This is a genomic window from Streptomyces sp. NPDC051310, from assembly GCF_044455245.1.
GTDB lineage: Bacteria > Actinomycetota > Actinomycetes > Streptomycetales > Streptomycetaceae > Streptomyces.
The window spans coordinates 145141-171673 of the sequence record NZ_JBITEO010000001.1; the positions used below are offsets into that span (position 1 = coordinate 145141).

Sequence of the window (26533 nt, forward strand, 5' to 3'; positions counted from 1 at the left end):
GGTGCCTATGCTCTCAGCTCGACCGGAATGGTTGAAAACTCAATGGTGCTGAAGGGCGGACAGATGACCGGGACCGTGCGGTGGGGCGTACTGGCGACGGGCGGGATCGCGGCGGCGTTCACTGCGGACCTGCTCCGCATGCCCGACGCGGAGGTGGTCGCGGTGGCATCGCGTTCGGCCGATTCCGCGGAGGCGTTCGCCGGGCGCTTCGGCATACCGCGGGCGTACGGGGACTGGGCGTCCCTGGCCGCCGACGAGGACGTCGACGTGGTGTACGTGGCGACGCCGCACGCGGCGCACCGGGCGGCCGCCGGGCTGTGCCTGGAGGCGGGGCGGGCGGTGCTGTGCGAGAAGCCGTTCACGCTGAACGCCCGCGAGGCCGCCGAACTGGCCGGGATCGCCCGGGAGCGCGGGGTGTTCCTGATGGAGGCCATGTGGATGTACTGCAACCCGGTCATCCGGCGTCTGGTGGAGCTGGTGCGGGACGGGGCGATCGGCGAGGTGCGGTCGGTGTGCGCGGACTTCGGTATCGCGGGGCCGATCGAGGCCGGCCACCGGCTGCGCGACCCCGCGGCCGGCGGCGGGGCGCTGCTCGACCTGGGCGTCTACCCCGTGTCGTTCGCCCAGTTGCTGCTGGGTGAGCCCGACCGCGTCCAGGCCGACGCGCTGCTCTCGCCGGAGGGCGTCGACCTGAACACGGGAGTCCTGCTGGGCTGGGACTCGGGCGCCACGGCGCTGCTGTCGTGCTCGATCGAGTCGGACACGCCGCTGACGGCGTCGGTGTCGGGCACGGCCGGCCGCATCGAGTTCCCGCGCGGCTTCTTCGACCCGGAGGGGTTCGTGCTGCACCGCGCGGGGCGGGAGCCCGAGGAGTTCACCCTGCCGGGGCCGCTCGACGGCTTCCAGCACGAGGCGGCGGAGGTGATGCGGTGCCTGCGGGCGGGCCGGACCGAGTCGCCGCTGGTGCCGCTGGACGGGACGCTCGCGGTGATGCGGACGCTCGACGCGGTACGGGACCGCATCGGCGTCCGCTACCCGGCGGAGGTCACACCGGTGTGAGGCCCGGGTTCCCGGCCTCCGTCACGAACGAGGCGGCGGTGGTGACGGGGGCGCCGGGGGTGGTGACCGCGGAGACGGTCCGGAAGTCGGCGCGGGCCTGCCCGGGTTCGAGCGTGACGGCGAGGTAGCCGCGGCGCCCGTTGTAGAACTTCAGGTGGGGATTGGCCCGGGTGAGGTTGTCCCAGTTGGCGGGCCGGTCGGCGCCGTCCTTGCCGCTGGCGATGGAGGTGGCGACCAGCTCGGTGCCGACGGTGCGGGAGGCGGGGTCGTCGAAGTCGGCCTTCAGGTCGAAGGCGTACCCCACGTGCACGTCGCCGGTCAGCACGACGAGGTTCTCGATCCCGGCGGCCTGCGCGCCGTCGAGCAGGCGCTTGCGGGAGGCGGGGTAGCCGTCCCAGGCGTCCATGGAGAGCTTGTAGTCGGGGGTGGGGACGTTGCGCCGCCGGGCGAAGGTGACCTGCTGCGGCACCACGTTCCACACCGCCCGGGAGTCCTTCCAGCCGTCGATCAGCCACCGCTCCTGCTCGGCGCCGGTCATCGTCCGCGCCGGGTCCTCCGACTCCGGTCCGGGTGTCTGCCAGCCGTCGCCGTACGCCTGGTTGGAGCGGTACTGGCGGGTGTCGAGGATGTCGAACTGCGCCAGGTCGCCGAAGCGCAGCCGCCGGTAGAGCCGCATGTCCGGGCCCTGCGGCCGCTGCGGCGCGCGCAGCGGCTGGTTCTCCCAGTACGCGCGGTAGGCGGCGGCCCGGCGGAGCAGGAACTCCTCGGGCGGTACGTCGTTCTCGGGCGTGCCGCCCGCGTAGTTGTTCTCGGTCTCGTGGTCGTCCCAGGTGACCACGAAGGGGTGCGCGGCGTGCGCCGCCCTGAGGTCCGGGTCGGACTTGTACAGGCCGTAGCGCAGCCGGTAGTCCTCCAGGGTGACGGTCTCGCGGTTGAAGTGCGCGGGCAGGCGCCGGTCGGTGTAGGCGCGGGCGCCGCCGGTGGCGTTCACCGCGTACTCGTACAGGTAGTCACCGAGGTGGAGGACGAGGTCGAGGTCCTCCTCCGCGAGGTGCCGGTAGGCCGTGAAGTAGCCGTCGTGGTACGCCTGGCACGAGACGGCCGCCAGCCGCAGCCCGCCGACGCGGGCGACGGCGTGCGGGGCGGTCCGGGTCCGCCCGGCGGGGCTGATCCAGTCGCCCGCGCGGAAGCGGTAGTGGTACTCGCGCCCGGGGGCCAGGCCGCCGGCCTCGACGTGGACGCTGTGGTCGAACTCGGGGTGGGCGGTGGCGTGCCCGCGTCTGACGATCCGGGTGAACCGGGCGTCGTGCGCCAGCTCCCAGCGCACCTGGACCCGCCGCCGGGGAAGTCCGCTGCCGGGCTCGTACGGGCGGGGCGCGAGGCGGGTCCACAGCAGGACGGATCCGGGCAGGGGGTCGCCGGAGGCGACGCCCAGCGTGAACGGGTCCTCGTCGATCGTGCGCGCGTCCAGCTCGGCTGCGCTCGCGGCACCCGCGGCGGGCAGGTGCGCGGCGAAGGCGAGGGCGGCGGCGGCCCCGGTGACGGTGAGGAAGCGACGGCGGTCGAAACGGCGGGCGGCGGCGCGTAGTTCGGCTGTCATGCGCCCAGTGCAGCGCGACCCCTTGTCGAGTACACAACATCCACATGTCGGCCGTATGAGGTCCAGGTGCCGGACCGTCCCGTACGCTGCGCCCCCATGGACGCTGTACGGAGGATCGCGGTGGTGACCGGCGCCGGCTCCGGTATCGGCCGGAGCGTTGCCCTGGCGCTGGCGGAGGACGGCTGGTCGCTGGCGCTCGCGGGCCGCCGGGACGGGCCGCTGCGGGAGACGGCGGCGCTCGCCGGTGCGGGCGCGGAGGTGCTGTGCGTCCCGGCGGACGTCACCTCACCCGACGCCGTGGCGGGCCTCTTCACGGCCGTACGGGACCGGTACGGCCGTGTCGACCTGCTCTTCAACAATGCGGGCAGCTTCGCGGGCGGCGGCACGCCGGTCGAGGACCTGGACCACGAGACCTGGCGCTCGGTGGTGGACGTGAACCTCACGGGCGCGTTCCTCTGCGCGCAGGCGGCGTACCGCCAGATGAAGGAGCAGTCCCCGCAGGGCGGCCGGATCATCAACAACGGCTCGATCTCGGCGCACGTGCCGCGCCCGCACTCGGTCGCCTACACGGCGACCAAGCACGCGCTGACGGGCCTGACGAAGTCCCTCTCCCTGGACGGCCGCCCGTACCGCATCGCGTGCGGCCAGATCGACATCGGCAACGCGGCGACGGAGATGACCCGGCGCATGGAGTCGGGCATCCTCCAGGCGAACGGCACGCTCGCCCCCGAGCCGGTGATGGACGCGGCGGACGTGGCCCGGACCGTGGTGCACATGGCGTCGCTGCCGCTGGAGGCGAACATCCAGTTCGCCACGATCATGGCCACGACGATGCCGTACATCGGCCGCGGCTGACCCCTGCCGGCCGCCGGGGGCCGGCCCCGCGCCCGGCCCCCGGCGCGTCCGCCGGTGTGGCAGTCTCGGCCCATGGACGAGACCTGGGACACCATCGACCGCCTCCACGCCTGGCTCGTGGGCGCCTCGGACCGGGCACCGGAAGAGCAGCTGTTGCTGCGGATGCTGAAGCTGTCGGAGGAGGTCGGCGAGGTGGCCCAGGCGGTCATCGGGGTGACGGGCCACAACCCGCGCAAGGGCACCACGCACACCTGGCAGGACGTCGAGTCGGAGCTCTGCGACGTGATCGTCACGGCGATGGTGGCGCTGCGCACGCTGACCCCGGAGGCGGAGGGCGTCTTCGCCGCGCATCTGGGGCGGATCGCCGACCGCTCGCTCGACGCCTGAGGAAACCCGGGGGCGGGGCTCCGGCGCCTTACGCGGTGCGGACGGTCCGCTCGATGCGCTCGAACATGTTCGCGTCCGTCTCTTCCCGCACCATCGGCCGGCCCGAACCGCTACCCTCCCAGGAAGCCGCCTCCCAGCTCGCAGGAAGCACGATGGACGACGAACCGCTGTCCCAGTGGGCCGAGCGCCGCGACCTGAGGATCGGCCGGCTCCGCGCCGTGCCTCTCGTACCGGGTGCCGGCCGGCAGGGGTCACATCTGCACCCGGAGGCGCCACGGGCGATCCAGCGGTGGAACGGACACATGTGGGAGCCCCACGGCTTCGCGGTCAACCTCGCGGAGGCCCAGCGCGTTCTCTTCCCCGACGCCGAGGAAGCCCCAGCCCCGGGGCCCGCACCGAGGCCCGGCCCCGGGACCGGAAGACACCGGAAGCCCCAGGCTCCCCGGTAGCGGCCCCGAGGGGCAGACGAGTCGGGCTGTACGCCGGGTTCTGTACCCCGGGACCTCGCGGTCGTCGGGGTGACGGCCATCCATCTAGGACCGGCGTTGCCGCCGGCCTCGTGCGGTCTACCCGCGGACTCGGGCGGGCAGCCCTCGAACGTCCGCGCAGGGCCGCCTGACGGCGGCCCCTCTTGACCTTGCTCCGGGTGGGGTTTACCTAGCTGCCCAGGTCACCCTGGGCACTGGTGGTCTCTTACACCACCGTTTCACCCTTACCGAGGACCGAGGTCCCCGGCGGTCTGCTTTCTGTGGCACTGTCCCGCGGGTCACCCCGGGTGGCCGTTAGCCACCACCCTGCCCTGTGGAGCCCGGACGTTCCTCGGGAGGATCCTGCGATCCCCACGCGGCCGTCCGCCCGGCTCGTCTGCCGTGCGGACCATGGTACCCGCCGCATGGGACGCCCCCGGCCTCAGAGAAGTTCGGCGGTCTCCAGGTCGAAGCCGAACGGCTCGGGAAGGGGCAGCGGCTTGCCGAACGGAACGGTGACGACCTGCCGGTAGTCCTCGCCCTCCGGGTCGCTGAAGAGGGTCACGGAGGACGCCTCCCGGTCGACCAGCAGGTACAGCGGGATCCCGCCGCGGGCGTAGCACCGCCGCTTGGTCTCGCGGCCCCCCTGCGGCCGGGTGGAGGTCACCTCGACCACGAGCGCCACGCCGTCGCACGGCATCCACGACTCGGCGCCCCGGAAGAGCCGCAGCTCCGCGGGGGCGAAGGTGCCGTCGGGGATGACGAGCCCTCCAGCAGGACGTCCGCCTGCGTAAGCGGTTCATGCGGCATGGCACTCATGTCACGCCCCTTCCTCGGTCGCTCCTCGGACTGGGACATCGCTGCTCCCGCCGTACGTGAATCAGGAGGTGTTCCTTCGATCGTGGCACATGATCACGTCGGGCATCGGGAACGCCGTTGACCTTGCCGCAGCGTCAACGTTTCTACTGGCCTCATGCGGATCGGAGAGATCGCCGCGCTCGTCGGCGTCAGCACACGTGCCGTGCGGCACTACCACCACCTCGGGCTGCTGCCCGAGCCGCGGCGGCTCGGCAACGGATACCGGGACTACGCGCTGCGTGACGCCGTGCTGCTGGCACGGATCAGGCGGCTGACCGAGCTGGGGCTCGGGCTGGACGAGGTGCGGGACGTGCTCGCCGACGACGCGGGGCGCGAGTTCGCCGACGTACTGGAGGAGCTGGACGCCGACCTGGCGCGGCAGGAGGGGGAGATCCGGGCGCGGCGGGAGCGGCTCGGGGTGCTGCTGGCGCAGGCGCGGGAAGGGCGGCTGCCGGCCGAGGGGCCGGTGTCGCCCGGGCTCGCGGAGCTGTTCGGGGACATGGCCCGCGCCTCGGCCGCGCTGCCCGGGCCCGAGCCCGCGATGGCCGCGCGCGACCGGGAGATGCTCACACTGCTGGAGGCCGTGGTGCCCCCGGAGGAAGGGGCGCGGCTCCTGGAGGCGATGCGGACCATGACGCGGGCGCCCGGAGCGATGGAGCGGGCGTACGCGGTGTACGCGCAGCTCGACGCCCTCGCGGACGCCGCGCCCGACGACGTACGGGTCGAGGAGACCGCGCGGGCGCTCGCCGGGCTCCTGCCGGACGAGCTGGTGCCCGCTGCGGGGGACACGGGGGACGGCGCCTTCGCCGAGGCGTTCTTCGCGGACTTCCCGCCCGCGCAGGCCGCGGCCGTCCGGCGGGCGCTGCGGATCGCGGCGGAGCGTGCGCGGTGAGGCGGAGGGGGCAGAGGGGGCCGACGAGGCGGAGGGACCTGGTGCGGGTGCTGCGGGGCGTGGCGTACGCGGTGCTGCCCGCCGAGCTGGTGCTGGCGGTGTGCCTGCCGGCCGGGGTGCGGATACCGGGCGCGGTGCTCCTGGGGGCGGAGGCGGCGGTCGTCGCCCTGATGGCCGCGGAGGCCGCCGCGTTCCTCCGGCTGAGGCGGCGCGGGCGGGGTCCGCGGGAGGCCCTGCACGCACTGGTGCCGGAGCCTGTCGTGCGGCTCGTCGGGCACGAGCTGCGGCTGCTGGCGAGCCTGGTGCGGTGGGTGGCCCGGCGGCCGGAGGGGGTCGGCGGCGCGGCGGCGCGGGCCTTCGGGCACGCGCGGGACCAGGCCGCGTACCTGTACGGCTTCGCCTTCGTCTGCGTGGTCGAGACGGTCGGCATGTCCTGGCTGCTGGCCTCCTGGCCGCTCGTGCACGCGGTCGTCCTCGTCCTCGACGTATACACGGTCCTGTTCGTGCTCGGACTGCACGCGGCGTCCGTGACCCGGCCGCACGTGCTGGGCGCCGACGCGCTGCGGGTACGGCAGGGGGCGCATGTGGACCTGGTGATACCGCTGGAGCGGATCGGCGCGGTCCGGCACGAGCCGCGCTTCTCGCACCCCCGGCAGGAAGGGATGCTGGACCTGCCGGTCGCCTCGCAGACGTCCGTGACCATCGAGCTGACGGAGCCCGTCACCGCCGTACGGCTGCTGGGGAAGCGGTACCCGGTGCGGACGGTCCGCTGCCACGCCGACGACGCGCGGGCCCTGGTGGAGGCGGTCAGGCGGGCGCGAACAGAACCTTCTCCCGCCCCGGGTCCGCCCGGGTGAGCCGCACCCGCAGCCGCTCGCCGAGCGGAAGCTCCCGGGTACCGCCCTCGACCCGCACGACCGCCGGATCCTCCAGGTGGACGGTGCCGACGGACGGGTCGCGGTCGTGGACGTCGATGACGTACGCGTCGAACACCTCGCCCACCCGGCCCGCGAGCACGGCCGCCTCCACGATGTCGACGCACTCCCGCTCGACGGTCCCCGCGCGGCGCGTGCCCGCGGCCATCTCCTGCGGGAGGGCGGGCAGGGCGGCGAGGACCCATTCGGGCGGTTCCCGGCCCGCGGCGACCGCCGCGCACAGCTCCCCCGCGTACCGGTCGACGAGCCGGCGCAGCGGGGCGGTGCAGTGGGTGTACTCGTCGGCGACGGCGGCGTGGACCGCGGGCACGGGGAGGTCGCCGTCGGTGAAGACGGTGTAGCCGGCGCCGCGCAGCAGGGTGGTGCAGTCCTGCAGGAAGGCGGCGTGGCGGGTGTCGTGCGGGTCGAGGGAGCGGACGAGGGCGGCGTACGAGACGTGGTGCGGCCAGTCGATGCCCAGCGCCTTCGCGGAGCGGCGGAGCCGGGCGACGGCTCCGGAGGGTGCGGTGGGCAGGGTGCGCAGGATGCCGGTTCCGGCGGCGGTCATCAGGTCGGCGGCGGCCGCGCCGGTCAGGAGGGAGATGTGCGCGTTCCACGCGTCGGCGGGGCGCGGGGCGCGGTACTCCAGGGCGTAGCCGCCGTCGCGCTCGACGATCTCCTGCTCGGGGACGGCGAGGGAGATGCCGCCGCGCTCGACCTCCAGGCGCTCGCGCAGCAGCCCGATGTCGCGGAGGAGGGCGATCGGCTCCTCGGCGGTGCCTGTGTCGATCCGTTCCTGCACCTCGGCGTAGTCGAGGCGGGCCCGGCTGCGCACGAGGGCGTGTCCGACGTCGGTGGCGACGCGGTGGCCGTACGCGTCGAGGTCGATGCGCCAGAGCAGCGCGGGGACGGTCCGCCCGGGCAGCAGGCTGGCGGCCCCCTCGGAGAGGACCGGGGGGTGCAGGGGGACGCGGCCGTCGGGGAAGTACAGGGTCATGACACGCCAGTGGGCCTCGGCGTCGACCGCGCCGCCGGGGGTGACGAAGGCGGCGACGTCGGCGATGGCGTACTGGACACGGAAGCCCCCGTCGGCGCGGCGGGAGAGGTGCATCGCCTGGTCGAGGTCGGTGGAGCCGGGCGGGTCGACGGTGAAGAAGGGGATGTCGGTGGCGTCGCGCGCGGGCAGGCGCGGCGCCTTCGCCGCGGCCTCCGCCTCGGCGAGCACGGCGGGCGGGAAGACGTCGGGTACGCCGAGCTCGGCGCGCAGCGCACGCAGGGCGGCCCGGAGGGGAGCCTCGGCTGCGCCGGTGACGCGGATCTGGCGGCGGGGCATGTGCCGAGCCTAGGGCGGCGGGCGCGGCACGGCACCTCGGTGGCTCCGGCGGAACCGGCCGTCGCACGGCCGCGGGCGGTGCGCCCGCTCCCTGTGCGCCGGCGCGGGGCCGCCGCCCCATTCCGTACGCTGGCGCGGGGGCCGCACCCCCCGTTCCGTACGTGATGAAGGAGAACCACCGTGCTCGTGCTGTTGCCGCCCTCCGAGGGAAAGGCCGCATCGGGGAGCGGCGCGCCGCTGGAGCCGGGCGCGCTGTCGCTGCCGGGGCTCGCCGCGGCGCGGGCCGCCGTGCTGGACGAGCTGGTCGAGCTGTGCGCAGGCGACGAGGGCAAGGCCCGTGAGGTGCTGGGGCTGAGCGAGGGCCTGCGCGGCGAGGTCGCGAAGAACGCGGAGCTGCGGACCGCCGGGGCGCGGCCGGCCGGTGAGATCTACACGGGCGTGCTGTACGACGCGCTCGGGCTGGCCACGCTGGACGCGGCGGCCCGGGAGCGGGCCCGCGCGTGGCTGCTGGTGTTCTCGGGGCTGTGGGGTGTGGTACGGGTGGACGACCGGATCCCGTCGTACCGCTGCTCGATGGGCGTGAAGCTGCCCGGGCTGGGGGCGCTGGGCGCGTACTGGCGTACGCCGATGGCGGACGTGCTGCCCGAGGCGGCCGGCAGCGGACTGGTGCTGGACCTGCGGTCGGCGGCCTACGCGGCGGCGTGGAAGCCGAAGGGCGAGGTCGCGGGGCGGACGGCGACGGTGCGGGTGCTGCACGCGCCGACGCGCAAGGTGGTCAGCCACTTCAACAAGGCGACGAAGGGCCGGATCGTGCGGAGCCTGCTGGAGGCGGGCGACGCCCCCGCCTCACCGGCCGAGCTGGTGGTGGCGCTGCGGGACCTCGGTTACGTCGTCGAGGGCGGGGCCCCGGGGAAGGCGGGCAAGGCGTGGCAGCTGGACGTGCTGGTGGACGAGATCCACTGAGCCCGGGTCCGTCGCGGCCAGGCAGCCGCGGCGTGGGACGCGGGTGAGCCCCCGGCCTCGTGAGGCGGGGGGCCACCCGTGCCCGGTCTACTTCGTCCCGAGGTAGTAGCTGACCTGCGGCGGCTGGTTGTAGCCGGTGTTCTGCCAGGCCACGCCCGTGCGGTACACCGGGTCGTGCATCAGCGTCGGCAGCCGGTACTCCGTCGGGTGCGGGGTGCTGTAGAGCCGCAGCGCGGTGGAGTCGGCGTTCCGCCAGATCATCTCCTCGCGCCAGTCGCCGAGGAGATCCGCGGAGAGCGCCGGGTTGCCCTTGGTCCAGTTGTTGGATTTGGCGTCCTGGTCGTGCCAGATGCGGGTGAGCTCGCCGTCGCCGTCGTACTTCAGGACCTGCCCGTGGCCGGTCCTCGCCGAGCCCGACCAGCGGTGGTCGAGCAGTTCACGGTTCGCGTCGCCGTCCCACCAGATCGCGGAGTTGTACGAGGGGCCGCCGCCGAACGCCGGGACGCTGTCGCTGATCTTCGTGCCGGCCGCCGTGTAGAGCCCGCCGCCGCTGGACCAGCACTCGGCGCCCGCGTACTTCCTGGTCAGGTCCGCGCAGATGCCGCGGCCGACGTCCGTGCCGGTCTTCCGGCCCCACAGGACCTGGCCCGTCCTGGCGTCGTGCATCTCGAAGCCGTACGCGGAGTCCTTGTGCTCGTGCACGTTGAAGGACTCCAGGCCGGGGTGCGCCGGGTCCAGGTCGCCGACGTGGAGGGCGTCGCCGTGGCCCAGTTTCGTGGTCCACAGGCCCGAGCCGTTGTCGTCGACGGCCATCGCGCCGTACAGGATCTCGTCCTTGCCGTCACCGTCGACGTCGGCGACCGCGAGGTTGTGGTTGCCCTGCTGGTCGTAGCCCTTGCCGCGGTTCTTCGAGCTGTTGCTGTCGAACGTCCAGCGCCGGGTCAGCTCCGCGCCGTTCCAGTCGTAGGCGGCGAGTGCGGTGCGCGCGTAGATACCGCGGGTGAAGACCATGCTGGGCCTGGTGCCGTCGAGGTAGGCGGTGGCGGAGAGCAGCCTGCCCTCGCGGTTGCCCCAGGTGTCGCCCCAGTCGGCGGCGGTGCCGCGGGCCGGTTCGAACGGCACGGAGTCCATGACCTTGCCGCTCGCGCCGTTGAAGACGGACAGGTACTCGGCTCCGCTGATGACCGCGCAGTCGGCAGCGAGGTGCGAAGCGTTCCTGTTGCCGATGACGGTGCCCGCCGCGTCCTTCGAGCCGTCGGAGGTGCGGACGGCCATCTCGGCCCTGCCGTCGCCGTCGTAGTCGAACACCTGGAACGAGTCGTAGTGGGAGCCGCTGCGGACGTTGGTGCCGAGATCGATCCGCCAGAGGCGCTTGCCGCTCAGCTCGTAGGCGTCGTAGACCGTCGGGCCGGTGCAGGTGCCGGAGTTGGCGACGTCGGTGGCGTTCGAGGGCACCCACTTGACGACCAGCTCGTACTGGCCGTCGCCGTCCAGATCGCCCGTGGAGGTGTCGTTGGCGGAGTAGGTGTAGGCGACGCCGTCGCGGGTGGTGCCGCCGGCGGGCTTCCGCAGGGGGATGTCGAGGCGCCCGGACCTCCACACGCCCGCCTTCCCGCCGGGCTTCTCCGTGCCGTTGACGACGGCGCGGATCTCGTACGTCGACGACGGACTGCCGCCGGTGTCGAGGTGGTTGGTCTTCCGCGTCTCCGCGATGAGTGTGCCGCCGCGGTAGAGCTTGAAGGTGATGCCCTCCGGGTCGTCGCCGAGCATCCGCCAGGTGACGAGGGTTCCCCCTTCTGCGGGTACCGCCACCAGGCCGCGGTCGAGGCGCTCCGCGACGCGGGCGACGGCCGGGGTCTTCGTCGCCTCGTCGGCGGGCGCGGGCAGCGCGTCGGCGGCGTCCGCGAACCGGTTCAGGGCCAGCGAGCCGCCGGTGCCGACGAGGACGGCGGCGACAGCCGCGGCGAGGAGTCGGCCTCTGCGGCTGCGGCGGTGCGTTGCGGGAGGGGCAAGGGACATCGGGACCTCACGGGCGGGGGGTAGTGACACCTGCTGGTCGCCACGGCCGCGTGAAAGGTTGCCGGTTCAACGGCACGGATGTGGGGCCCGCGCCCCCACCGCGCGGGCCCTGCCGGCTCCCGGTGCGCCTCGGTCGTCCCGCCGGTGCGCGGCGCGCTGCCGGGCCGTCCGGGGCTGTGCTCAGGCCGCGGCCTTCCCGCGCGTGGCTCCGCCGCGGGCGCGGAAAGCGGCGCCGGCCTCTCCCAGGAGGCGGTGCACGGCTCCGTAGGAGCGGCCGGTCTCCTCGGCCAGCGCGCGGATGGAGGCACCCGCGTCGTACTTCTCCTTCAGGCCGGCGGCGAGTTCGTCACGGTCGGGGCCGGGCGGCAGCCGACGAGCCGGGTTCTTCCTCGTCATGGTGTGTCTCCCCTCTCCGGAAGGATCATCGGGCAACGCTGCAAAGCGGCTTACCCCGGCTCGCGGCCTGCACACCGGAGAGCGGACGAGGGACCACCAGCCGGGCTTTTGCGGAGGCGTCGGCAGGAAGCGTTGCATGCTGCGCAACGTCAATTGCGGGGGATGCGTGCGGCCGCCACGATGGCCGCATGACTTCCGCTGCGCCGTCCGCGCCGGCTCTCGCGCCCGTCCTGCCCGTCGCCGTGATCGAGTACGCCGCCGACGCCGTACCGCTGGCCCGTGCCCTGGTGGCGGGCGGGCTGCCCGCGATCGAGGTGACGCTGCGCACGGCGGCCGCGCCGGCCGCCATCCGGGCCATCGCGGACGGCGTGCCGGGCGCGGTGGTCGGCGCGGGCACCGTGCTCTCGGCGGCCGCCGTGGCGGAGGCGGTCGCGGCGGGGGCGCGGTTCCTGGTGAGCCCGGGGTGGACGGACGGGCTGCTGGACGCGATGGCGGGAGCGGGCGTGCCGTTCCTGCCGGGGGTGTCGACGGCGTCGGAAGTGGTCGCGCTGCTGGAGCGCGGCGTGAGCACGATGAAGTTCTTCCCCGCGGAGGCGGCCGGCGGCACCGCGTACCTCAAGTCGCTGGCCGGGCCGCTCCCCCGGGCGCGCTTCTGCCCGACCGGCGGCATCTGCGCCGCCTCCGCCCCCGCGTACCTGGCGCTGCCGAACGTCGCCTGCGTGGGCGGCTCCTGGATGCTGCCGCCGGACGCGCTCGCGGCCCGGGACTGGGCACGGGTGGAGTCCCTGGCCCGTGAGGCGGCGGCGCTGCGCCCGGCCGCCGCCCCGACCCGGCGCTGACCCCTCCGCCGGGCAGGCCCCTTCGGGTCGGCAAGCCCCTGCCCCGCGGCACACCCGGACCCGGCACTGCCCCCTCCGTCCGGCACGCCCGTGCCCAGGGGGCGGAAAGTCAGGCCAGGCGGCGGGCAGGAGGCAGCGACGCGCAACTATCGGTCCGAGCCGGGGCGGCCCGGGGCGGGGTCGCACGAACGCCCCCGCGCCCGGCCGCTCAGCGCAGGTGCGAGGTGTCGTTCAGCAGCCGCACCGAGGCGTTGCCGTCCTTGTAGTAGGCCACCACCGACAGGGACGCCGCGGAGAGCTCCATGCGGAACAGCGACTCGGGCGGGGCGCCGAGGGCCAGGCGCACCAGCGTCTTGATCGGGGTGACGTGCGTGACGACCAGAACGGTGCGGCCTGCGTAACGGGCCGTCAGCTGGTCGCGGGTGGCCGCGACCCGGCGGGAGACGGCCGCAAAGGACTCGCCGCCCGGGGGCGCCGCCTTGGCGGAGGCCAGCCAGGCGTTCAGCTCGTCGGGGTACCGCTCCCGGACCTCCGCGAAGGTCAGTCCCTCCCAGGCCCCGAAGTCGGTCTCGCGCAGGCCGTCCTCGATACGGACGTCCAGGCCGAGCCGCTGGGCGACCGCCGCGGCCGTCTGGCGGCAGCGCTGGAGCGGCGAGGAGACGATCTCCTGGACGGTACCGCGGGCCGCGAGCATGGCGGCCACGGCGTCGGCCTGGCGCAGGCCCGCCTCGGTCAGTTCGGGATCGCTGCCCCCGCTGCCCGAGAAGCGCTTCTCGGGGGTGAGGACGGTCTCCCCGTGCCGCAGCAGCACGAAGGTGGCGGGCGCGCCCAGGTCCGCCGGGCCCCAGCCGACGGACGGAGCGGCGGCCTCCGTCTCGGTTTCGAGGGACGTGGTGCGCTCGCTGCGGGCAGCCGGGGCCGGAACCGCGGCGGGAGCCGGAACGGCAGCCGGGGCCGGGAGGGTCGCGGTCCCGCCCCCTGCGGTGCCGCCCCCTGCGGACGCGGCCGGTGCGGCGGCGGAAGCGGCCGCGGAGGCCGAAGCACCGGAGACGGAGGCGCCTGAGGCCGAAGCACCGGAGGTGGAGGCGCCGGTGGCCGGGGCGCCGGAGACCGCCGCCGCGCCCGCGAGGGCCGCGCGGGCCCTGGCCGCGCCGGCCGCGGCGTCACCGACCACGCGTGCGGCGCTCGCGTCCAGCGCGGCCACCGAGCCGGACGGCTGCCACTGCTTGCCGCGCTTGCCCGCGTCCATCGCCTCGTTGGCGAGCCGGTCCGCGTGCTTGTTCTTCTCGCGCGGGATCCACTCGTAGGCGACCTGCGACGCGGGGAACACCCGGGCCGCCTCGGCCGCCAGCGGCTTCATGTCCGGGTGCTTGATCTTCCAGCGGCCGGACATCTGCTCCACGACCAGCTTGGAGTCCATGCGGACCCGGATTCGCGCGTCGGGCGCCAGTTCCCGCGCCGCCTTGAGGCCGGCGATCAGGCCCCGGTACTCGGCGACGTTGTTCGTGGCGACGCCGATGTACTCGGCGGCCTCGGCCAGGGGCTCCCCGGACACGGGGTCCAGGACCACCGCGCCGTACCCGGCGGGGCCCGGGTTGCCCCGGGAGCCGCCGTCCGCCTCGACGATCAGCTCGCGCAGCTCGGCGGCGGGCATCAGAGGCCGGACTCCGACGTACGGACCAGGATGCGGCGGCAGTTCTCGCAGCGCACGACGGTCTCCGGCGCGGCCGCCCGCACGTCGTTGACCTCGGTGATGTTGAGCTCGATGTGGCAGCCCTCGCAGCGGCGCTGGTACAGGCGGGCCGCGCCGACACCGCCCTGCTGCCCGCGGATCTTCTCGTACAGCTTCAGCAGGTCGGCCGGGAGGGACGCCGCGACGACCTCGCGCTCCTTGGTGACGGAGGCGGCCTCGCTGTCCAGCTCCTGCTGCGCCGCGTCCCGCCGCGCCGTCGCGTCGTCGACCCTCGCCTGTACGGAGGCGACGCGCTCGGTCAGCTCGGCCACCCGCTCCTGGGCGGACTCGCGGCGCTCCATGACCTCCAGGACGACGTCCTCCAGGTCACCCTGGCGCTTGGCGAGGGAGACGATCTCCTTCTGGAGGTTCTCCAGGTCCTTGGGGGAGGAGACAGCCCCGGAGTCCAGCCGCTGCTGGTCGCGGACGGCGCGCTGGCGCACCTGGTCGACGTCCTGCTCGGCCTTGGTCTGCTCGCGGGCGCAGTCGCTCTCCTCCGTCTGCGCGGCGACGAGCAGGTCGCGCAGCTGCGTGAGGTCCTTGGTCAGCGATTCGATCTCGGCGTGCTCGGGCAGCGACGTGCGCTTGTGGGCGAGCTGCGACAGGCGGGTGTCGAAGGCCTGGACGTCGAGGAGTCGGATCTGGTCGGCGGGCGCGGCGTTCAGTTGGGGGCTCCAGAGGAAGAGTGGTGGGTCCAGGGGTCGGTGACCGTCTTCGAGACGTGGACCCGCAGGCCCCAGCCGTGGCGGTCGGAAATCTCGTCGAGCTGGGCTGCGGCCAGCTCGCACCAGGGCCATTCGGTGGCCCAGTGCGCGGCGTCGATCAGCCCGAGCGGAGTGCGCTGGGTGGCCTCGGAGGCCGGGTGGTGGCGCAGGTCGGAGGTGAGGAAGGCGTCCACACCGGCGGCCCGTACGGCGTCGAAGAGGCTGTCGCCGGAGCCGCCGCTGACCGCGACGGTACGGACGAGCGCGTCGAGGTCACCCGCGACGCGGATGCCCTGCGCGGTGGCGGGCAGCCGCGCGGCGGCCCGGGCGGCGAAGTCCCTGAGGGTCACGGGCGGGTCGACCTCGCAGATCCTGCCGAGGCCGTTCTCGGGCACGAGCGGGCCGGTGACGCGCAGGTCGAGGGCGCCGGCGAGGGCGTCGGAGACACCGGGGTCGGCCGTGTCGGCGTTGGTGTGGGCGACGTGCAGCGCGATGTCGTGCTTGATGAGCGTGTGGACGACGCGGCCCTTGAAGTGTCCGGCCGCGACCGTCGTCGTCCCGCGCAGGTAGAGCGGGTGGTGCGTGACGATCAGGTCCGCGCCGAGCGCGATCGCCTCGTCGGCGATCTCCTGGACGGGGTCGACGGCGAACAGCACGCGCGTGACGCCGGCGTCGGGGTCGCCGCAGACGGTGCCGACGGCATCCCACTGCTCGGCCCGCTCGGGCGGCCAGAGGGCGTCGAGCTCGGCGATGACTTCAGACAGGCGGGGCACGTAGGAAAGGCTACCTGTCCTGCGCGCCCGGCCGCCCTGGCCTGTGGACAACCCTCCCGCGCGGCACCGGCGACGCACGTCCCGGGGCCCGGACGGGCCCCCGGCGGACGGCCGGCGGACGGCCGGCGGGCCCCCGGCGACCGCCCCCGCAGCACAAAGGCCACCACTTCTCCCGGCGAACCGGGACACCGCCACCCTTATAGGTGAAGCACGGCGACTCGCCCATTCGGTACGGCGTGCGATAACTACGTTCAGTCGCCGGAGGTGACGAGTCGATGACAGTCTGTGCCATCGAGACCGCCGGACGGACGGGTTTCACGATCGCGGCGGACGGTACCTACGCGGCGCGGCTGGCGGGTGACGGCGACGCGCTGTACCCCGAGCGGTGGACCCTGGACGGGCCCGAGCCGTACGCCGTGCCGCTGCCGCTCGGCCAGCCCGAGGACCCCCACGCACAAGTGCTGCCGCTGGCGGACGGACGGGTGCTGATCGCCCGCCGGGCAGGCCGGGGGCACACCTTCTCGCTGCTCTACCCGACCGGCCCCGGCACCGGCCAACTGCCGCTGGGGGCCGTGGAGTCGCCGGCGCTGCGGCTGCTCCCCCCGTCGCCGGACGGCACGTGCGCGTACGCGCTGACGGCCGGCGAGGGCTCGACCGGGGTGTGGCGGGTGGCGGGCGGGGCGTACGGGCCCGAGCACGTCGCCGAGATCGAGGGGCGCTGCACGGGCGGCGTGTGGCTGGACCGCACGGGGCGGCTGCTGGCGCTGGACCGGCAGCTCGACGGCAGGCCGGTGAAGACGGTGGCGGTGGACCTGGAGCGGGGCGGGGAGGTGACCGATCTCCTCCAGATCACCGACGACAGCGAGGACCGGCTGTTACTGGCGGACGCGGACAGCGGGCTGCTGCTCATCCGCTCCGACGCGCCCTCGCCGGGCCACGCCCGGCTCGGCTGGGGCGTGCTGGGCAGCACGCTGCCGGTGCGCTTCCCGGAGTGCCTGCGGCTGCCCGACGCGGCCGTGACGCCGTTCGCCGTCCAGCCGGGGCAGATGCTGATCCCGGAGAGCTGTGCGGTGGCGCTGCGGATCGACGCGGCGGCGGGCAGCTGGCTGGGTGTGTGGCGGCCCTCGGAGCGCCGGATGCGGCAACTGCGGGCCCCGGCCGGGTGGCTGAGGGGGGCCGGCCTGTGGACGCCCGAGGGCGAGCTGCGCCTGCCGTACGTGACGGGGGCGGTGCGGTGCGGACTGGCACGGTACGTTCCGGATGCGGTCACACAACCGTCACAACCGGAAGGCGCGGGCGGGGAACCGTCCGCGCCCGAGGTGACTCCTGGTGTGTGCAAGCCGGTTCCACTGCAGCAGGCTCCCTTGCAGCAGGCTGCGCTGACCGGCCGCACCGCCCGTGACTAGACTCTCGGGCCGCACATCATCAGCGATCACTACGGGGTGAACTTCCCACATGTCTGAGGCCATGACCGACACGACCCAGGCGCGACCGCAGGGGGACGCCGGCGGCTCCGGAAAGCACCGAGGGGGCGCGGCGGCGACGGAGGACTCGACGTCGCAGCCGCACGGCCGGCACCGCAAGGTCCCGCACCAGGGGACCGCGGCCTGACGGCCCGTCGCGACGACATGGAGGGCCGTCCCGGGGAGATCCCCCGGGGCGGCCCTCCCGCATGTACGGCCGCCGCCGCCCGCTCAGCCCTTCCTGAGGCCGAGCACCTCGGCCGCCGCGAAGGTCTCGCCCGCCGGGCGGCCGGCGTAGTGCGGGGTGAGCAGCGCGTCGAGTTCCTCGTACGAGAAGACGTCCTCGGCGGTGTCGAACTTCGCGGCCACCCGCGGCCGGTCGACGATCGCGACCATGCCGCCGTGGACGACCAGCAGCTGCCCGTTGACGCGCGCGGCGGCGGGCGAGGCGAGGTAGCCGACGAGCGGGGCGACGTGCTCGGGGGACAGCGGGTCCACGCCGGTGCCGTCGGGCTCGCCGATGCCGGCGAAGACGTCGCGGGTCATCCGGGTGCGGGCGCGCGGGCAGATGGCGTTGCAGGTCACGCCGTACCGGGCGAGGGCCAGGGCCGTCGAGGTGGTCAGGCCGACGATGCCGCCCTTGGCGGCGGCGTAGTTGGGCTGGCCCGCCGAGCCGGCCAGGAACGCCTCCGACGAGGTGTTGACGATCCGCCCGTGGACGGGTGCCCCGGCCGCCTTCGCGCGCTCGCGCCAGTGGGCGGACGCGAAGTGCGTGGTGTTGTAGTGGCCCTTGAGGTGGACCCGGATCACCGCGTCCCACTCGTCCTCGCTCATCGAGAAGATCATCCGGTCGCGCAGGATGCCCGCGTTGTTGACCAGTACGTCGAGCTTCCCGTACGTGCGGACGGCCAGGCCGACCAGTTCGCCGGCCGTGGTGTGGTCGGCGACGTCGCCGAGGTGCGCGACCGCCCGGCCGCCCGCGGCGCGGATCGCGGCGAGGACCTCCTCGGCCGCGTCCGCCGATCCCGGGCCGTGGTCGTTGACGACGACCGCGGCGCCCAGCCGGGCCAGTTCGAGGGCCTCGGCGCGGCCGAGACCGCGTCCGCCGCCGGTGACGACGGCGCACAGGCCGCGCAGCGGCGTGGCCATGGGCCCCTCCCCGGTGGTGGTCACGGAGCCGCTCACGGGATCTCGACGCAGGTGCGCAGGGCCTCGCCCGTCCGCATCTGCTCCAGCGCGTCGTTGATCCCGTCGAGCCGCACCCGGTGGGTGATCATGCCCGCGAGGTCGATGCGGCCCGCGCGCCACAGCGCGATGGCCCGTTCGTAGGACCGGAGCACGTCGCCGCCCCCGTACAGGGAGGGCAGGATCCGCTTCTCGTCGAAGAACAGCTCGAACATGTTGAGCCGGAGGTGGTCGTCCATGGCGCCCGCGCCGACGACGCACAGGGTGCCGCCGCGCCGGGTGGTCTCGTACGCGGTGCGGGCGGTGGCGGACCTGCCGACCACCTCGAAGACGTAGTCGAAGCCCTCCCCTGCCGTGATCCGCTGCTTGGCGTCGGCGAGGGCGTCGGGTGCGACCGCTTCCGTGGCCCCGAACCGCAGCGCGGCCTCGCGCCGCGACGGCACGGGGTCGACGGCCACGATCTGCGCCGCGCCCTGTAACCGGGCCCCCTGGATCGCCGAGACGCCGACGCCGCCGCACCCGATGACGGCGACCGAGGCGCCGGCCTCCACGCGTGCGGTGGTGAGGGCGGCGCCCAGTCCGGTGGTCACACCGCACCCGATGAGCGCGGCGATGTCGAAGGGCACGTCGTCCGGTATCGGCACGGCGCAGCCGGCGTCGACGACGACCTCCTCGGTGAAGGTGCCGGTCCCGGCGAAGCCGAAGACGTCCCCGCCGGGGCGCCGGAAGTTGGGCGTACCGGCGTTGAGGAAGCCCGCCAGGCACAGCTGGGTCTGGCCGCGCCTGCAGGACGCGCAGGCGCCGCAGGCGGGCAGCCAGCACATCACCACCCGGTCGCCGGGCTTCAGCGCGGTCACGCCGTCGCCCACGTCGAGGACCTCCCCCGCGCCCTCGTGTCCGGGCACGAACGGCGCGGGCTGCGGCAGGACGCCGCTCATCGCGGAGACGTCCGAGTGGCACAGGCCCGTCGCCCGCACCCGGATCCTCACCTTGCCGGGGCCGAAGCCCACCGCCTCGACGTCGTCGAGGACGTCGAGTTCGTCCTGGCCGGTCTCGTGCAGTACGGCTGCGCGCATGGCGACGCGGCTCCCTTCACACGGTTTCGACGAGGGTGTCGGCGAGGACGGGCGCGTCGTCCCGCTCGGCGGCGGACACCGCCACGCGGACTCCCCCGTCCTGCCGCCACATCCGGATGCGCAGGGTCTCGCCGGGGAAGACCACACCGGCGAAGCGGGTGCCGTACGAGCGGACCCGGGTGACGTCACCGTCGAGGAGCGTGTCGACGACGGCCTTCAGGGTCATGCCGTACGTGCACAGGCCGTGCAGGATCGGCCGGTCGAAGCCGGCGAGCTTGGCGAACTCGGGGTCGGCGTGGAGCGGGTTCCAGTCGCCGGAGAGCCGGTAGAGCAGCGCCTGGTCCTCGCGCACGGGCCGCTCCACGGTCCGGTCGGGGGCGCGGCCGGGCGGTTCGGGGCGGGCGGAGGGGCCGCGGTCGCCGCCGAAGCCGCCCTCGCCTCGTACGTAGATCTGGGCGTCCGAGGTCCACAGCGGCCCGTCGTCGTCGGCCGCCTCGGAGCGGAGCACCAGGACGGCGGCCTTGCCCTTGTCGTACACCGCGGCGACGCGGGAGCTGGTGACGGCCCGTCCCTTCACGGGGATCGGCCGGTGCAGCCGGATGTTCTGGCCGCCGTGGAGGACGGCGGCGAGGTCGATGTCGATGCCGGGCGCCGCGAGCCCGCCCATCATGCCCATGCCGGCGCCCGCCACCGTGGCGAAGCTGGGCAGGACGTGCAGCCGGGACTCCAGGGTGTAGCGCAGTTCGTCGGGGTCGGTGGCGGGGCGGCCGGCGCCGAGGCCGAGGTGGTAGAGCTGGACGTCCTTGTGGTCCCAGTGGATCTCGGCGGAGCGGGGCTCCGCCGCGATCGCCTGGCTCGCGTCGATGGGCATGGGGCTCCTGCTCGTCGCTGGAGACCCCGGCACGGCCGTCCGCACCGTCGACCGCACCGAGGCCGTGGAGGGCCCGGCACCCGGAACCGGATTAGAACGCGTTCTAGGGCCGGTGCGCCTCCTGTATAACGCAGCGCACCACGCAAGGGAATACACCCGACGCCGTGCCGGGTCGGGGTGTCGTGGGCTTCAGAGCTTGGTCATGCCCTTGTACGGACTGAGGACCCGGACCCGTCCGGGGCCGAAGTCGACGAGCGTCGCGATGCCGTCCTCGACACCGATCACGGTGCCCAGTCCGTACTGGTCGTGCGAGACGCGGTCCCCCAGGGCGAAGTCCTCGATGGGCAGGACGACGGGGGCCTTGAAGGGGCTGGTGGCGAGGTGGCGCCGGGGCGCGGGTGTTTTCGTCATTTCCGCCAGTATGCGCGCACGGAGCCGTTCTCGGGGAACCGCGACGGTGACGATCAGGACTCGGCGCCCCCTTCCGCGCGCCGCGGCAGCCACAAAAGCATCAGTACGGCACCCGCCAGAAGGATGCCGGTGCTGACCCGGAAAGCCAGGGCGTACCCCGCCGTCAGGGCCTCCGGGCCGGTGCCGCCGGCCGACCTGGCGGCCGCCACGGTGGACAGCGCGGCCAGGCCCAGGGCGCCGCCCATCGTGCGGGAGGTGTTGACCAGTCCGGAGACGAGCCCCGCGTCGCCGGGGGCCGCGCCCGAGGTGGCCAGGGAGGCGAGCGGGGTGATGATCAGCCCGATGCCGAGCATCATCAGGATGCCGGGGCCGAGGATCGTCGTGAGGTACCCGCCGTCCGCCTCCATCAGCGACTGCCAGCCGAAGCCCGTGGCGGCGATCAGCGTGCCGAGCACCGCGAGGTTCCGCGCGCCGGCCACCGGCATGAGCCGTGGCGCCAGCTTGGAGCCGACGATCACGCTGATGGAGCTCGGTACGAGCGCGAGGCCCGCCTCCAGCGGTGTGTAATGCAGCACATTCTGCGCGTACACCGTCATGAAGAACCACATGGCGAACGCCGCCGACCCGTTCACGAGCATCGACAGGTTGGCCGTCGTCACCGCCCGCGACCGGAAGACCTTCAGCGGTATCAGCGGCGCCGCGGTGCGCGCCTCCACCGCGACGAACGCCGCCAGCAGCGCCAGGCCGCCGAGGAGCGGCACCAGCGTCACGGCGGCGCCCCAGCCGGCCTGTTCCGTCTGCACGATGCCGTACGCGACGGCCGCGAGCCCGCCGGTGACCAGTACCGCGCCGGGCAGGTCGAGCCGCCGCCCGCCGCCGGTACGGCTCTCCCGGACCCACAGCGCGGCGCCGATCAGCACCACCACGCCGACGGGCACGTTGATCAGCAGCACCCATCGCCAGGAGAGCATGTCGGTGAGGACGCCGCCGACCAGTCCGCCGGCGGCGCCGCCGCCCGCCCCGACCGCCGACCAGGTGCCTATCGCCCGGGTCCGCGCGGGCCCCGCCGGTACGGCGCCGGTGACGATGGTGAGCGTCGCGGGCGCCAGCACCGCCGCCCCGAGCCCCTGCGCGGCCCGCGCGACCAGCAGCTGCCATCCCTCCACCGCGAGCCCGCCCGCCAGGGACGCGGCCGTGAACAGCCCGAGCCCGATCAGGAACATCCGCTTGTGCCCGAACAGGTCGGCGGCCCGCCCGCCGAGCAGCATGAACCCGGCGAAGGCGATCGTGTACGCGTTGAGCACCCACTGGAGGCCCAGCGCCGACAGCCCGAGATCGGTGCGCATCGAGGGCAGCGCCACATTGACGACGGAGACGTCGAGGACGACGAGGAACTGCCCGGCACAGGCGGCGAAGAGCACCGCCCACGTGTGCGGGGCACGGGGGCCGGCGGTGATCGTGGGAGCGGGGGCGTGGGTGTCGGAGCGCGGCTGGACCATGCGTGTGATGGTCGCAGCTGCCCTGCGGGCCGTACATGGGGTTTCGTCGTACGACCCGGTGTACGCGTCCTACGACAGGACCTACGTCGTAGGGCGCCCCAGGGCGGTCAGGACGCCCCCCGGCGGGGCCCGAAGCCGTGGAAGAGGGTGTCCATGATGCGGGCGGCGAGGGCGTCGGGGTCGTTCGCGGAGCCGGCGTCCTGCAGGGTCTCCCCGATCAGCGCGTAGTAGACGCGGCGGACCCAGAGGAGATCGGCCTCCGCGTCGAACAGGCCCGCCTGCTGGGCTCGCGTCAGAAGGGCCAGGCAGCGGTCCTGCACTCCGGCGAGGATGCGCTCGGCCTCGCCGCCGGGCGTCACGGCGTGGCCCAGCGCGAACCGCCAGCCCAGCTTGACCCGCAGGACGCCCGCGGTGATCTGGTGCAGCGCCACCAGCGGGGGCGCCGTCTCGGGCCGGCCCTCGGTGACGACGTCGTCGAGGTGTCGCGCCGCGTTGCCCGCCAGGGCCTCCACGAGCGCCTGCCGGTTGGCGAACCGGCGGTGGACCGTCGTCCGGGCCACTCCGGCGGCTTCGGCGATCTTCTCCATGGGCGCGGCGGGGTCGGCCTCCAGGACCCGCTCGGCGGCCTCCAGGATCAGCCGGACGCTGCGCTCCGCGTCCGCGCGCAGAGGGCGCTGCGGGGTTGCCTTCATGCCGCCTCCTCATCCCCGGAACCTGCGCAGACCGTACACCAATGAAGCGATTCACCAATTAACTGCTACATCACTGTTGCGGATAAGCCGCGAGTCGCTACAGTCGTGACTCGACGGCGGGAGAGCGACTCCCGCCGGAACGGAGGGATGTGCCATGTCAGCGACCCACCGCCCCACGGCCCTGATCACCGGAGCCTCGTCCGGGCTCGGCGCGGAGTTCGCCGCCCAGCTCGCCGCCCGCGGCAGCGACCTCGTCCTGGTCGCCCGCTCTGCCGACCGCCTCCACGGGATCGCCGGAGACCTGCGAGCCCGGCACGGCATCCGGGCGGACGTGATCGTCCAGGACCTGGCCGAACCCGACGCGGCCTCGCGCATCCACGCCCGCCTCCAGGACCTGGGCCGGAGCGTCGACCTGCTCGTCAACAACGCCGGTTTCGGCACCTGCGGCCGCTTCGAGGAGACGGAAGGAGCACGCGACCACGACCAGCTCATGGTCAACGTGGTGGCGCTGGTGGACCTCACCCACGCGCTGGTGCCCGGCATGCTCCGGCGCGGCGGCGGCGCTGTGATCAACGTCGCCTCCACCGCGGGGTTCCAGCCCTCCCCGTACTTCGCCGTCTACAGCGCGGCCAAGACGTTCGTCCTGAACTTCAGCCTCGCGCTGCGCCAGGAGTACCGGGGCCGCGGCGTACGCGTCCTCGCCCTGTGCCCCGGCCCGGTGGACACCGCGTTCTTCGACGTCATCGGCACCCGCAAGGCAGCGGTCAACGGCACCATGACCACCGCCGCGCCCGTGGTCGGCGCGGCCCTGCGCGCCCTGGACCGCGACCGCGCCTACGTCACCCCCGGGCTCTCCAACGCCCTGGCCGCGCACCTCACCCCGCGCCGGCCGCGCACCTTCGTCACGGCCGTCGCCGAGCGCATCACCCGCAAGGTGCTCGACACCCCGCGCGCCGCGAAGTCCGCCGCGACGGTGGCGGCGTGACGCGGGCCGCCCCGGCCCCGCGCACCACCGCCTGTACCACCTTCCCGCCTCTCACCGGAAGGAAACGACGCATCCCATGTCCGAACCCCAGTCCCTCGCCGAGGTGCGAGCGCACATCGACGCGCTCGACACCGAACTCACCGCCCTGCTCGCCCGCCGCCAGGAACTCGTCTGCAGGGCGGCCGACTTCAAGACCGACGAGGCGACCGTCCGCGCCCCGGGCCGCGTCGAGCAGGTCGTCGCGGCGGCCCGGGCACGGGCCGAAGCCGCCGGGCTCGCCCCCGAGGTCGCCGAAGCCGTCTGGCGGGCCATGATCGCGGCGTTCATCGACCTCGAACTGGCGGAGTTCAGCCGCGACCGGTGAAGCCGTCTTCGGCGGCGGCTGTCACGAACGCGGCGAACGCGGCGGTGGTGATGGTGAAGGCGGGGCCGTCCGGGTCCTTGGAGTCGCGGACGGCGACGCGGCAGGGCTGGGCGGCGATTTCGACGCAGTCGCCGCCGGTGTCCCCGCTGTGGCTGGACTTGCGCCAGGCGGCGGCGCCGAGGGGGGCGCACTCGACGCACTGGCCGCCCGTGTCGCCGCTGTAGCTGGACTTACGCCACCGTGCGCCCGTCAGGTTCTGGATGGTCTCCATAGCGCTCCTCCATTACGCGGGCGATCAGTGCCGCCGAATCCTCGACCGAGAGGGCGGCGGCCTGCAGGTGATCGTAACGGAGGGAACCCTCCCGGAGAGCCTGTGGATTGGCCGTCATATGGCCCTGTACGAAGTCCTCGGTATAGAGGAGATCGGGGTCGTCCTCGAACCTCAAGAGGTTGAACGAGCCCATCAGCCCCGTGTGCGCACCGGCCGTGAAGGGCAGGATTTGCACCTGCACCCACTCCCGCCCCTGGAGGTCCAACAAGTGGGCGAGTTGAGCCCGCATGACCCCCCGGCCACCGATCTCCTGGTGCAGCACCGCCTCGCTCAGCACGGCCCAGACCAGCGGCGGGTTCTCGCGCTCCAGAATCCGTTGCCGCTCCATGCGGGCGGCGACGCGGGTGTCCAGGTTGCCATCGGTCCGAGCGCCCAGCACCGCCCGGGCGTACGCCTCCGTCTGGAGCAGGCCGTAGACCAACTGCGCCTGGTACGTCGAGATGTACGCCGCCTTCGCCTCCATCTCCGCGTACGGCTGGAACCAGTGCGGCAGTTGGCTCCGCAGCACCAGCCCCACCAGCCGGGAGAAGGTCCCACCAGTCCCCAGTGCCGCGTCGGCACGCTCCGAGAAGTCCCGCGTGGGGACCTTCCGGGCGGTCTCGATCTGGCCGATCAGCGAGGCCGTGCAGAAGATGATGTCGCCGAGCTGGGCCTGCTTGAGGCCCGCCGCCTCCCGCAGGCGGCGGAGCTCGGAGCCGTAGTAGTCCAGCGGTGAGGCGCTGGGATCGAGGTCGCGGATGTTGACCATGCGGCGGCCACCCCCAAGTGCACGCCGTGCGGCGTTCGTTTCGTTTCGTAGCCGAGCGTAAGCACGTCGCCGCACTCTGGTGACATGGATCACGGGATTGAACCCTCACCGGCGAACGCGAGCGGCAGCTACCGCATGGGCTTCACCGTCGGCGAGCACTCCGCGCGGCACATCAGGCGCATCCTGCGCATGTTCCTCACGCGCTGGGACCTGGCGGAGCTGAGCGACGCCGCCGAGCTGGCGATGACGGAGCTCGTCGCCAACGTCGTACGGCATGTGCTGGGAGGCGGTGCACCATGCTCATCCTGCGCCGCCCGGAGGGGCTGCGGGTCGAGGTGACGGACGGGTCCGCGCGCCCGCCGCTCGCGGTGCGGCGGGGTGACGAACTCGCCGAGGGCGGGCGGGGGCTGTTGCTGGTGGAGGCGGTGACCGACCGCTGGGGGACGGTGCAGCTGTCGGACGGCAAGACGGTGTGGTTCGAGTGCGATGCGAAGCCGCGGGCCGCCGCACCTTCGGCCTGACGGCGGCTCCGGACGTTGCGGCGTGCTTCTTCGAGAGCTTGAACGGGGGACCGTCCTGGGCTCGGTAGCACCCGGCTCTCCGCCGAGGGACCATGGATTCGGGGATGCAACCACTCGACGTGGGGAGTGCAGCCATGGAGACCAAGCCCGCCTGCGGGCCGGAGCGCGACCCTGAATTCTTCGAAGAGGTCAGCAGACTGTTCGCCAAGTACCCCGAGGCTGCTGGGCGGTATGCGGTGAAATGCAGGAGGTTGGAGCTGGAAGTACTGAGGATCGACTTCAAGCAGCAAATAGGCGTCACGCGTGTCGAGGACGGTCGCATCGTCACGGAGTTCGTCGATCGCGACAAGGTCGACGAGCCTGACGGCCTCGCCCGGCTCTGCTGCGAGTGGCCGGACAACGACGACGGCCTGTGCAACTGGATATGCCCGAAGTGATGCACCCCCTGCGCGGGCACCCGAGGGGGCGGCAGCTCCCGGCCGATGCGCGGCGGGCGGCGGCGCCTACGATGTGACCGCCCAGTACGCACACCAGTCCAGGAGGAACCCGTGGCCTCTGCCGCGCCCAAGCCGGAGACGCTGGCCGCCTTCGAGGCC

The 26533-nt window shown here is 73.8% G+C and carries 28 protein-coding genes, 1 other RNA gene and 2 pseudogenes; 14 read left to right on the forward strand and 17 right to left on the reverse strand.

The features are described from left to right. Positions 1 to 63: 63 nt before the first annotated feature. Complete coding sequence (locus ACIA79_RS00610) at positions 64 to 1059, forward strand: Gfo/Idh/MocA family protein (RefSeq protein ID WP_399425655.1); 996 nt, start codon at positions 64 to 66, stop codon at positions 1057 to 1059. Here ACIA79_RS00610 and ACIA79_RS00615 read toward each other — a convergent pair. After that, the gene (locus ACIA79_RS00615; RefSeq protein ID WP_399425657.1) at positions 1046 to 2659 is read right to left on the reverse strand and encodes an alkaline phosphatase D family protein; all 1614 of its coding nucleotides are present in this window, start codon (positions 2657 to 2659) and stop codon (positions 1046 to 1048) included. The two genes, ACIA79_RS00610 and ACIA79_RS00615, sit on opposite strands and share 14 nt — an antisense overlap. A 96-nt stretch (positions 2660 to 2755) precedes the next feature. Here ACIA79_RS00615 and ACIA79_RS00620 point away from each other — a divergent pair, with 96 nt between their 5' ends. The 3 genes from ACIA79_RS00620 to ACIA79_RS00630 all read left to right on the forward strand — a co-directional run bounded on the left by ACIA79_RS00620 (position 2756) and on the right by ACIA79_RS00630 (position 4350). Then, positions 2756 to 3514, forward strand: a complete 759-nt coding sequence (locus ACIA79_RS00620; RefSeq protein ID WP_399425658.1) for an SDR family oxidoreductase — start codon at positions 2756 to 2758, stop codon at positions 3512 to 3514. 72 nt (positions 3515 to 3586) lie between these two features. Then, complete coding sequence (locus tag ACIA79_RS00625) at positions 3587 to 3901, forward strand: MazG-like family protein (protein WP_399425660.1); 315 nt, start codon at positions 3587 to 3589, stop codon at positions 3899 to 3901. Between the two features lie 152 nt (positions 3902 to 4053). Then, positions 4054 to 4350, forward strand: coding sequence for a DUF6087 family protein (locus ACIA79_RS00630; protein WP_399425662.1), 297 nt, complete (start codon positions 4054 to 4056; stop codon positions 4348 to 4350). A 13-nt stretch (positions 4351 to 4363) separates the two neighbouring features. Here ACIA79_RS00630 and rnpB read toward each other — a convergent pair. Together rnpB and ACIA79_RS00640 are read right to left on the reverse strand one after the other, a co-directional pair. After that, positions 4364 to 4764, reverse strand: an RNA gene (rnpB, locus tag ACIA79_RS00635) — RNase P RNA component class A. Between the two features lie 46 nt (positions 4765 to 4810). After that, positions 4811 to 5131, reverse strand: a pseudogene (locus tag ACIA79_RS00640) (Uma2 family endonuclease); the annotation flags it as partial. A 210-nt stretch (positions 5132 to 5341) separates the two neighbouring features. Between ACIA79_RS00640 and ACIA79_RS00645 the strand changes: the two are divergent. Continuing rightward, positions 5342 to 6118 carry a MerR family transcriptional regulator gene (locus ACIA79_RS00645; RefSeq protein WP_399425664.1) on the forward strand — a complete coding sequence of 259 codons (777 nt, stop codon included), beginning with the start codon at positions 5342 to 5344 and terminating at the stop codon, positions 6116 to 6118. A gap of 41 nt (positions 6119 to 6159) precedes the next feature. After that, entirely contained in the window at positions 6160 to 6975 is an 816-nt protein-coding gene (locus ACIA79_RS00650) for a hypothetical protein (protein ID WP_399425666.1), read from the forward strand. Here ACIA79_RS00650 and ACIA79_RS00655 read toward each other — a convergent pair. Then, positions 6926 to 8365 carry an RNB domain-containing ribonuclease gene (locus tag ACIA79_RS00655; protein WP_399425668.1) on the reverse strand — a complete coding sequence of 480 codons (1440 nt, stop codon included), beginning with the start codon at positions 8363 to 8365 and terminating at the stop codon, positions 6926 to 6928. The genes ACIA79_RS00650 and ACIA79_RS00655 overlap by 50 nt on opposite strands. 180 nt (positions 8366 to 8545) lie before the next feature. Here ACIA79_RS00655 and yaaA point away from each other — a divergent pair, with 180 nt between their 5' ends. Continuing rightward, entirely contained in the window at positions 8546 to 9328 is a 783-nt protein-coding gene (yaaA, locus tag ACIA79_RS00660; RefSeq protein ID WP_399425670.1) for a peroxide stress protein YaaA, read from the forward strand. An 87-nt stretch (positions 9329 to 9415) separates the two neighbouring features. On the opposite strand, the gene ACIA79_RS00665 is transcribed toward yaaA, so the two are convergent. Then, positions 9416 to 11347, reverse strand: a complete 1932-nt coding sequence (locus ACIA79_RS00665; RefSeq protein WP_399425671.1) for a rhamnogalacturonan lyase — start codon at positions 11345 to 11347, stop codon at positions 9416 to 9418. Positions 11348 to 11527: 180 nt separating this feature from the next. Next, positions 11528 to 11743, reverse strand: coding sequence for a helix-turn-helix domain-containing protein (locus ACIA79_RS00670; RefSeq protein WP_399425673.1), 216 nt, complete (start codon positions 11741 to 11743; stop codon positions 11528 to 11530). 188 nt (positions 11744 to 11931) lie between these two features. Between ACIA79_RS00670 and eda the strand changes: the two genes are divergently transcribed. Next, positions 11932 to 12582 carry a bifunctional 4-hydroxy-2-oxoglutarate aldolase/2-dehydro-3-deoxy-phosphogluconate aldolase gene (gene eda / locus ACIA79_RS00675; protein WP_399425675.1) on the forward strand — a complete coding sequence of 217 codons (651 nt, stop codon included), beginning with the start codon at positions 11932 to 11934 and terminating at the stop codon, positions 12580 to 12582. 208 nt (positions 12583 to 12790) lie between these two features. Here the strand turns inward: eda and ACIA79_RS00680 are convergent, their stop codons facing one another. Genes ACIA79_RS00680 through ACIA79_RS00690 form a run of 3 tightly spaced genes read right to left on the reverse strand, consistent with a single transcriptional unit; the run spans position 12791 to position 15791 of the window. Next, a complete protein-coding gene (locus ACIA79_RS00680) occupies positions 12791 to 14236 on the reverse strand; it encodes a bifunctional RNase H/acid phosphatase (RefSeq protein WP_399425677.1) in 1446 nt (481 codons plus the stop codon). After that, positions 14236 to 14979 (reverse strand): zinc ribbon domain-containing protein, encoded by a 744-nt coding sequence (locus ACIA79_RS00685; RefSeq protein ID WP_399426254.1) that lies wholly within the window; start codon positions 14977 to 14979, stop codon positions 14236 to 14238. Before ACIA79_RS00685 ends, ACIA79_RS00680 begins: the two co-directional genes overlap by 1 nt. After that, on the reverse strand, positions 14976 to 15791 hold the full coding sequence (locus ACIA79_RS00690; protein ID WP_399425678.1) for a Nif3-like dinuclear metal center hexameric protein: 816 nt from the start codon (positions 15789 to 15791) through the stop codon (positions 14976 to 14978). The genes ACIA79_RS00685 and ACIA79_RS00690 overlap by 4 nt, the downstream gene beginning before the upstream one ends. A 275-nt stretch (positions 15792 to 16066) precedes the next feature. On the opposite strand from ACIA79_RS00690, the gene ACIA79_RS00695 reads away from it, so the two are divergent. Continuing rightward, positions 16067 to 17197: a hypothetical protein gene (locus ACIA79_RS00695; protein ID WP_399425680.1), complete on the forward strand. Its 1131-nt coding sequence runs from the start codon at positions 16067 to 16069 to the stop codon at positions 17195 to 17197. A gap of 49 nt (positions 17198 to 17246) precedes the next feature. Next, positions 17247 to 17402: a hypothetical protein gene (locus ACIA79_RS00700; RefSeq protein ID WP_399425682.1), complete on the forward strand. Its 156-nt coding sequence runs from the start codon at positions 17247 to 17249 to the stop codon at positions 17400 to 17402. Between the two features lie 83 nt (positions 17403 to 17485). Here ACIA79_RS00700 and ACIA79_RS00705 read toward each other — a convergent pair whose 3' ends face one another. From ACIA79_RS00705 to ACIA79_RS00730, 6 genes are all read right to left on the reverse strand, one after another. Then, positions 17486 to 18403 carry a 3-oxoacyl-ACP reductase gene (locus ACIA79_RS00705; protein ID WP_399425683.1) on the reverse strand — a complete coding sequence of 306 codons (918 nt, stop codon included), beginning with the start codon at positions 18401 to 18403 and terminating at the stop codon, positions 17486 to 17488. A gap of 32 nt (positions 18404 to 18435) precedes the next feature. Next, the gene (locus ACIA79_RS00710; RefSeq protein ID WP_399425685.1) at positions 18436 to 19515 is read right to left on the reverse strand and encodes a Zn-dependent alcohol dehydrogenase; all 1080 of its coding nucleotides are present in this window, start codon (positions 19513 to 19515) and stop codon (positions 18436 to 18438) included. Between the two features lie 16 nt (positions 19516 to 19531). Then, positions 19532 to 20386 carry a MaoC/PaaZ C-terminal domain-containing protein gene (locus ACIA79_RS00715; protein ID WP_399425687.1) on the reverse strand — a complete coding sequence of 285 codons (855 nt, stop codon included), beginning with the start codon at positions 20384 to 20386 and terminating at the stop codon, positions 19532 to 19534. A 189-nt stretch (positions 20387 to 20575) separates the two neighbouring features. Next, positions 20576 to 20797: a hypothetical protein gene (locus ACIA79_RS00720; protein WP_031069430.1), complete on the reverse strand. Its 222-nt coding sequence runs from the start codon at positions 20795 to 20797 to the stop codon at positions 20576 to 20578. 53 nt (positions 20798 to 20850) lie between these two features. Continuing rightward, positions 20851 to 22296 carry an MFS transporter gene (locus ACIA79_RS00725; protein WP_399425688.1) on the reverse strand — a complete coding sequence of 482 codons (1446 nt, stop codon included), beginning with the start codon at positions 22294 to 22296 and terminating at the stop codon, positions 20851 to 20853. Positions 22297 to 22403: 107 nt separating this feature from the next. Further along, positions 22404 to 22988: a TetR/AcrR family transcriptional regulator gene (locus ACIA79_RS00730; RefSeq protein ID WP_399425690.1), complete on the reverse strand. Its 585-nt coding sequence runs from the start codon at positions 22986 to 22988 to the stop codon at positions 22404 to 22406. Between the two features lie 154 nt (positions 22989 to 23142). On the opposite strand from ACIA79_RS00730, the gene ACIA79_RS00735 reads away from it, so the two are divergent. Both ACIA79_RS00735 and ACIA79_RS00740 read left to right on the forward strand, forming a co-directional pair. Then, positions 23143 to 23973: an SDR family NAD(P)-dependent oxidoreductase gene (locus tag ACIA79_RS00735; RefSeq protein ID WP_399425692.1), complete on the forward strand. Its 831-nt coding sequence runs from the start codon at positions 23143 to 23145 to the stop codon at positions 23971 to 23973. A gap of 76 nt (positions 23974 to 24049) precedes the next feature. Next, positions 24050 to 24337 carry a chorismate mutase gene (locus ACIA79_RS00740; protein ID WP_399425694.1) on the forward strand — a complete coding sequence of 96 codons (288 nt, stop codon included), beginning with the start codon at positions 24050 to 24052 and terminating at the stop codon, positions 24335 to 24337. Here the strand turns inward: ACIA79_RS00740 and ACIA79_RS00745 are convergent. Both ACIA79_RS00745 and ACIA79_RS00750 read right to left on the reverse strand, forming a co-directional pair. After that, a complete protein-coding gene (locus ACIA79_RS00745; protein WP_399425696.1) occupies positions 24321 to 24608 on the reverse strand; it encodes a DUF397 domain-containing protein in 288 nt (95 codons plus the stop codon). The two genes, ACIA79_RS00740 and ACIA79_RS00745, sit on opposite strands and share 17 nt — an antisense overlap. Next, positions 24568 to 25416 carry a Scr1 family TA system antitoxin-like transcriptional regulator gene (locus ACIA79_RS00750; RefSeq protein ID WP_399425698.1) on the reverse strand — a complete coding sequence of 283 codons (849 nt, stop codon included), beginning with the start codon at positions 25414 to 25416 and terminating at the stop codon, positions 24568 to 24570. The genes ACIA79_RS00745 and ACIA79_RS00750 overlap by 41 nt, the downstream gene beginning before the upstream one ends. Before the next feature lie 84 nt (positions 25417 to 25500). Between ACIA79_RS00750 and ACIA79_RS00755 the strand changes: the two are divergent. Together ACIA79_RS00755 and ACIA79_RS00760 are read left to right on the forward strand one after the other, a co-directional pair. Further along, positions 25501 to 25937 (forward strand): annotated as a pseudogene (locus tag ACIA79_RS00755) (ATP-binding protein). A gap of 134 nt (positions 25938 to 26071) precedes the next feature. Next, the gene (locus ACIA79_RS00760; protein WP_399425700.1) at positions 26072 to 26374 is read left to right on the forward strand and encodes a hypothetical protein; all 303 of its coding nucleotides are present in this window, start codon (positions 26072 to 26074) and stop codon (positions 26372 to 26374) included. The last annotated feature ends 159 nt before the right edge of the window (positions 26375 to 26533 follow it).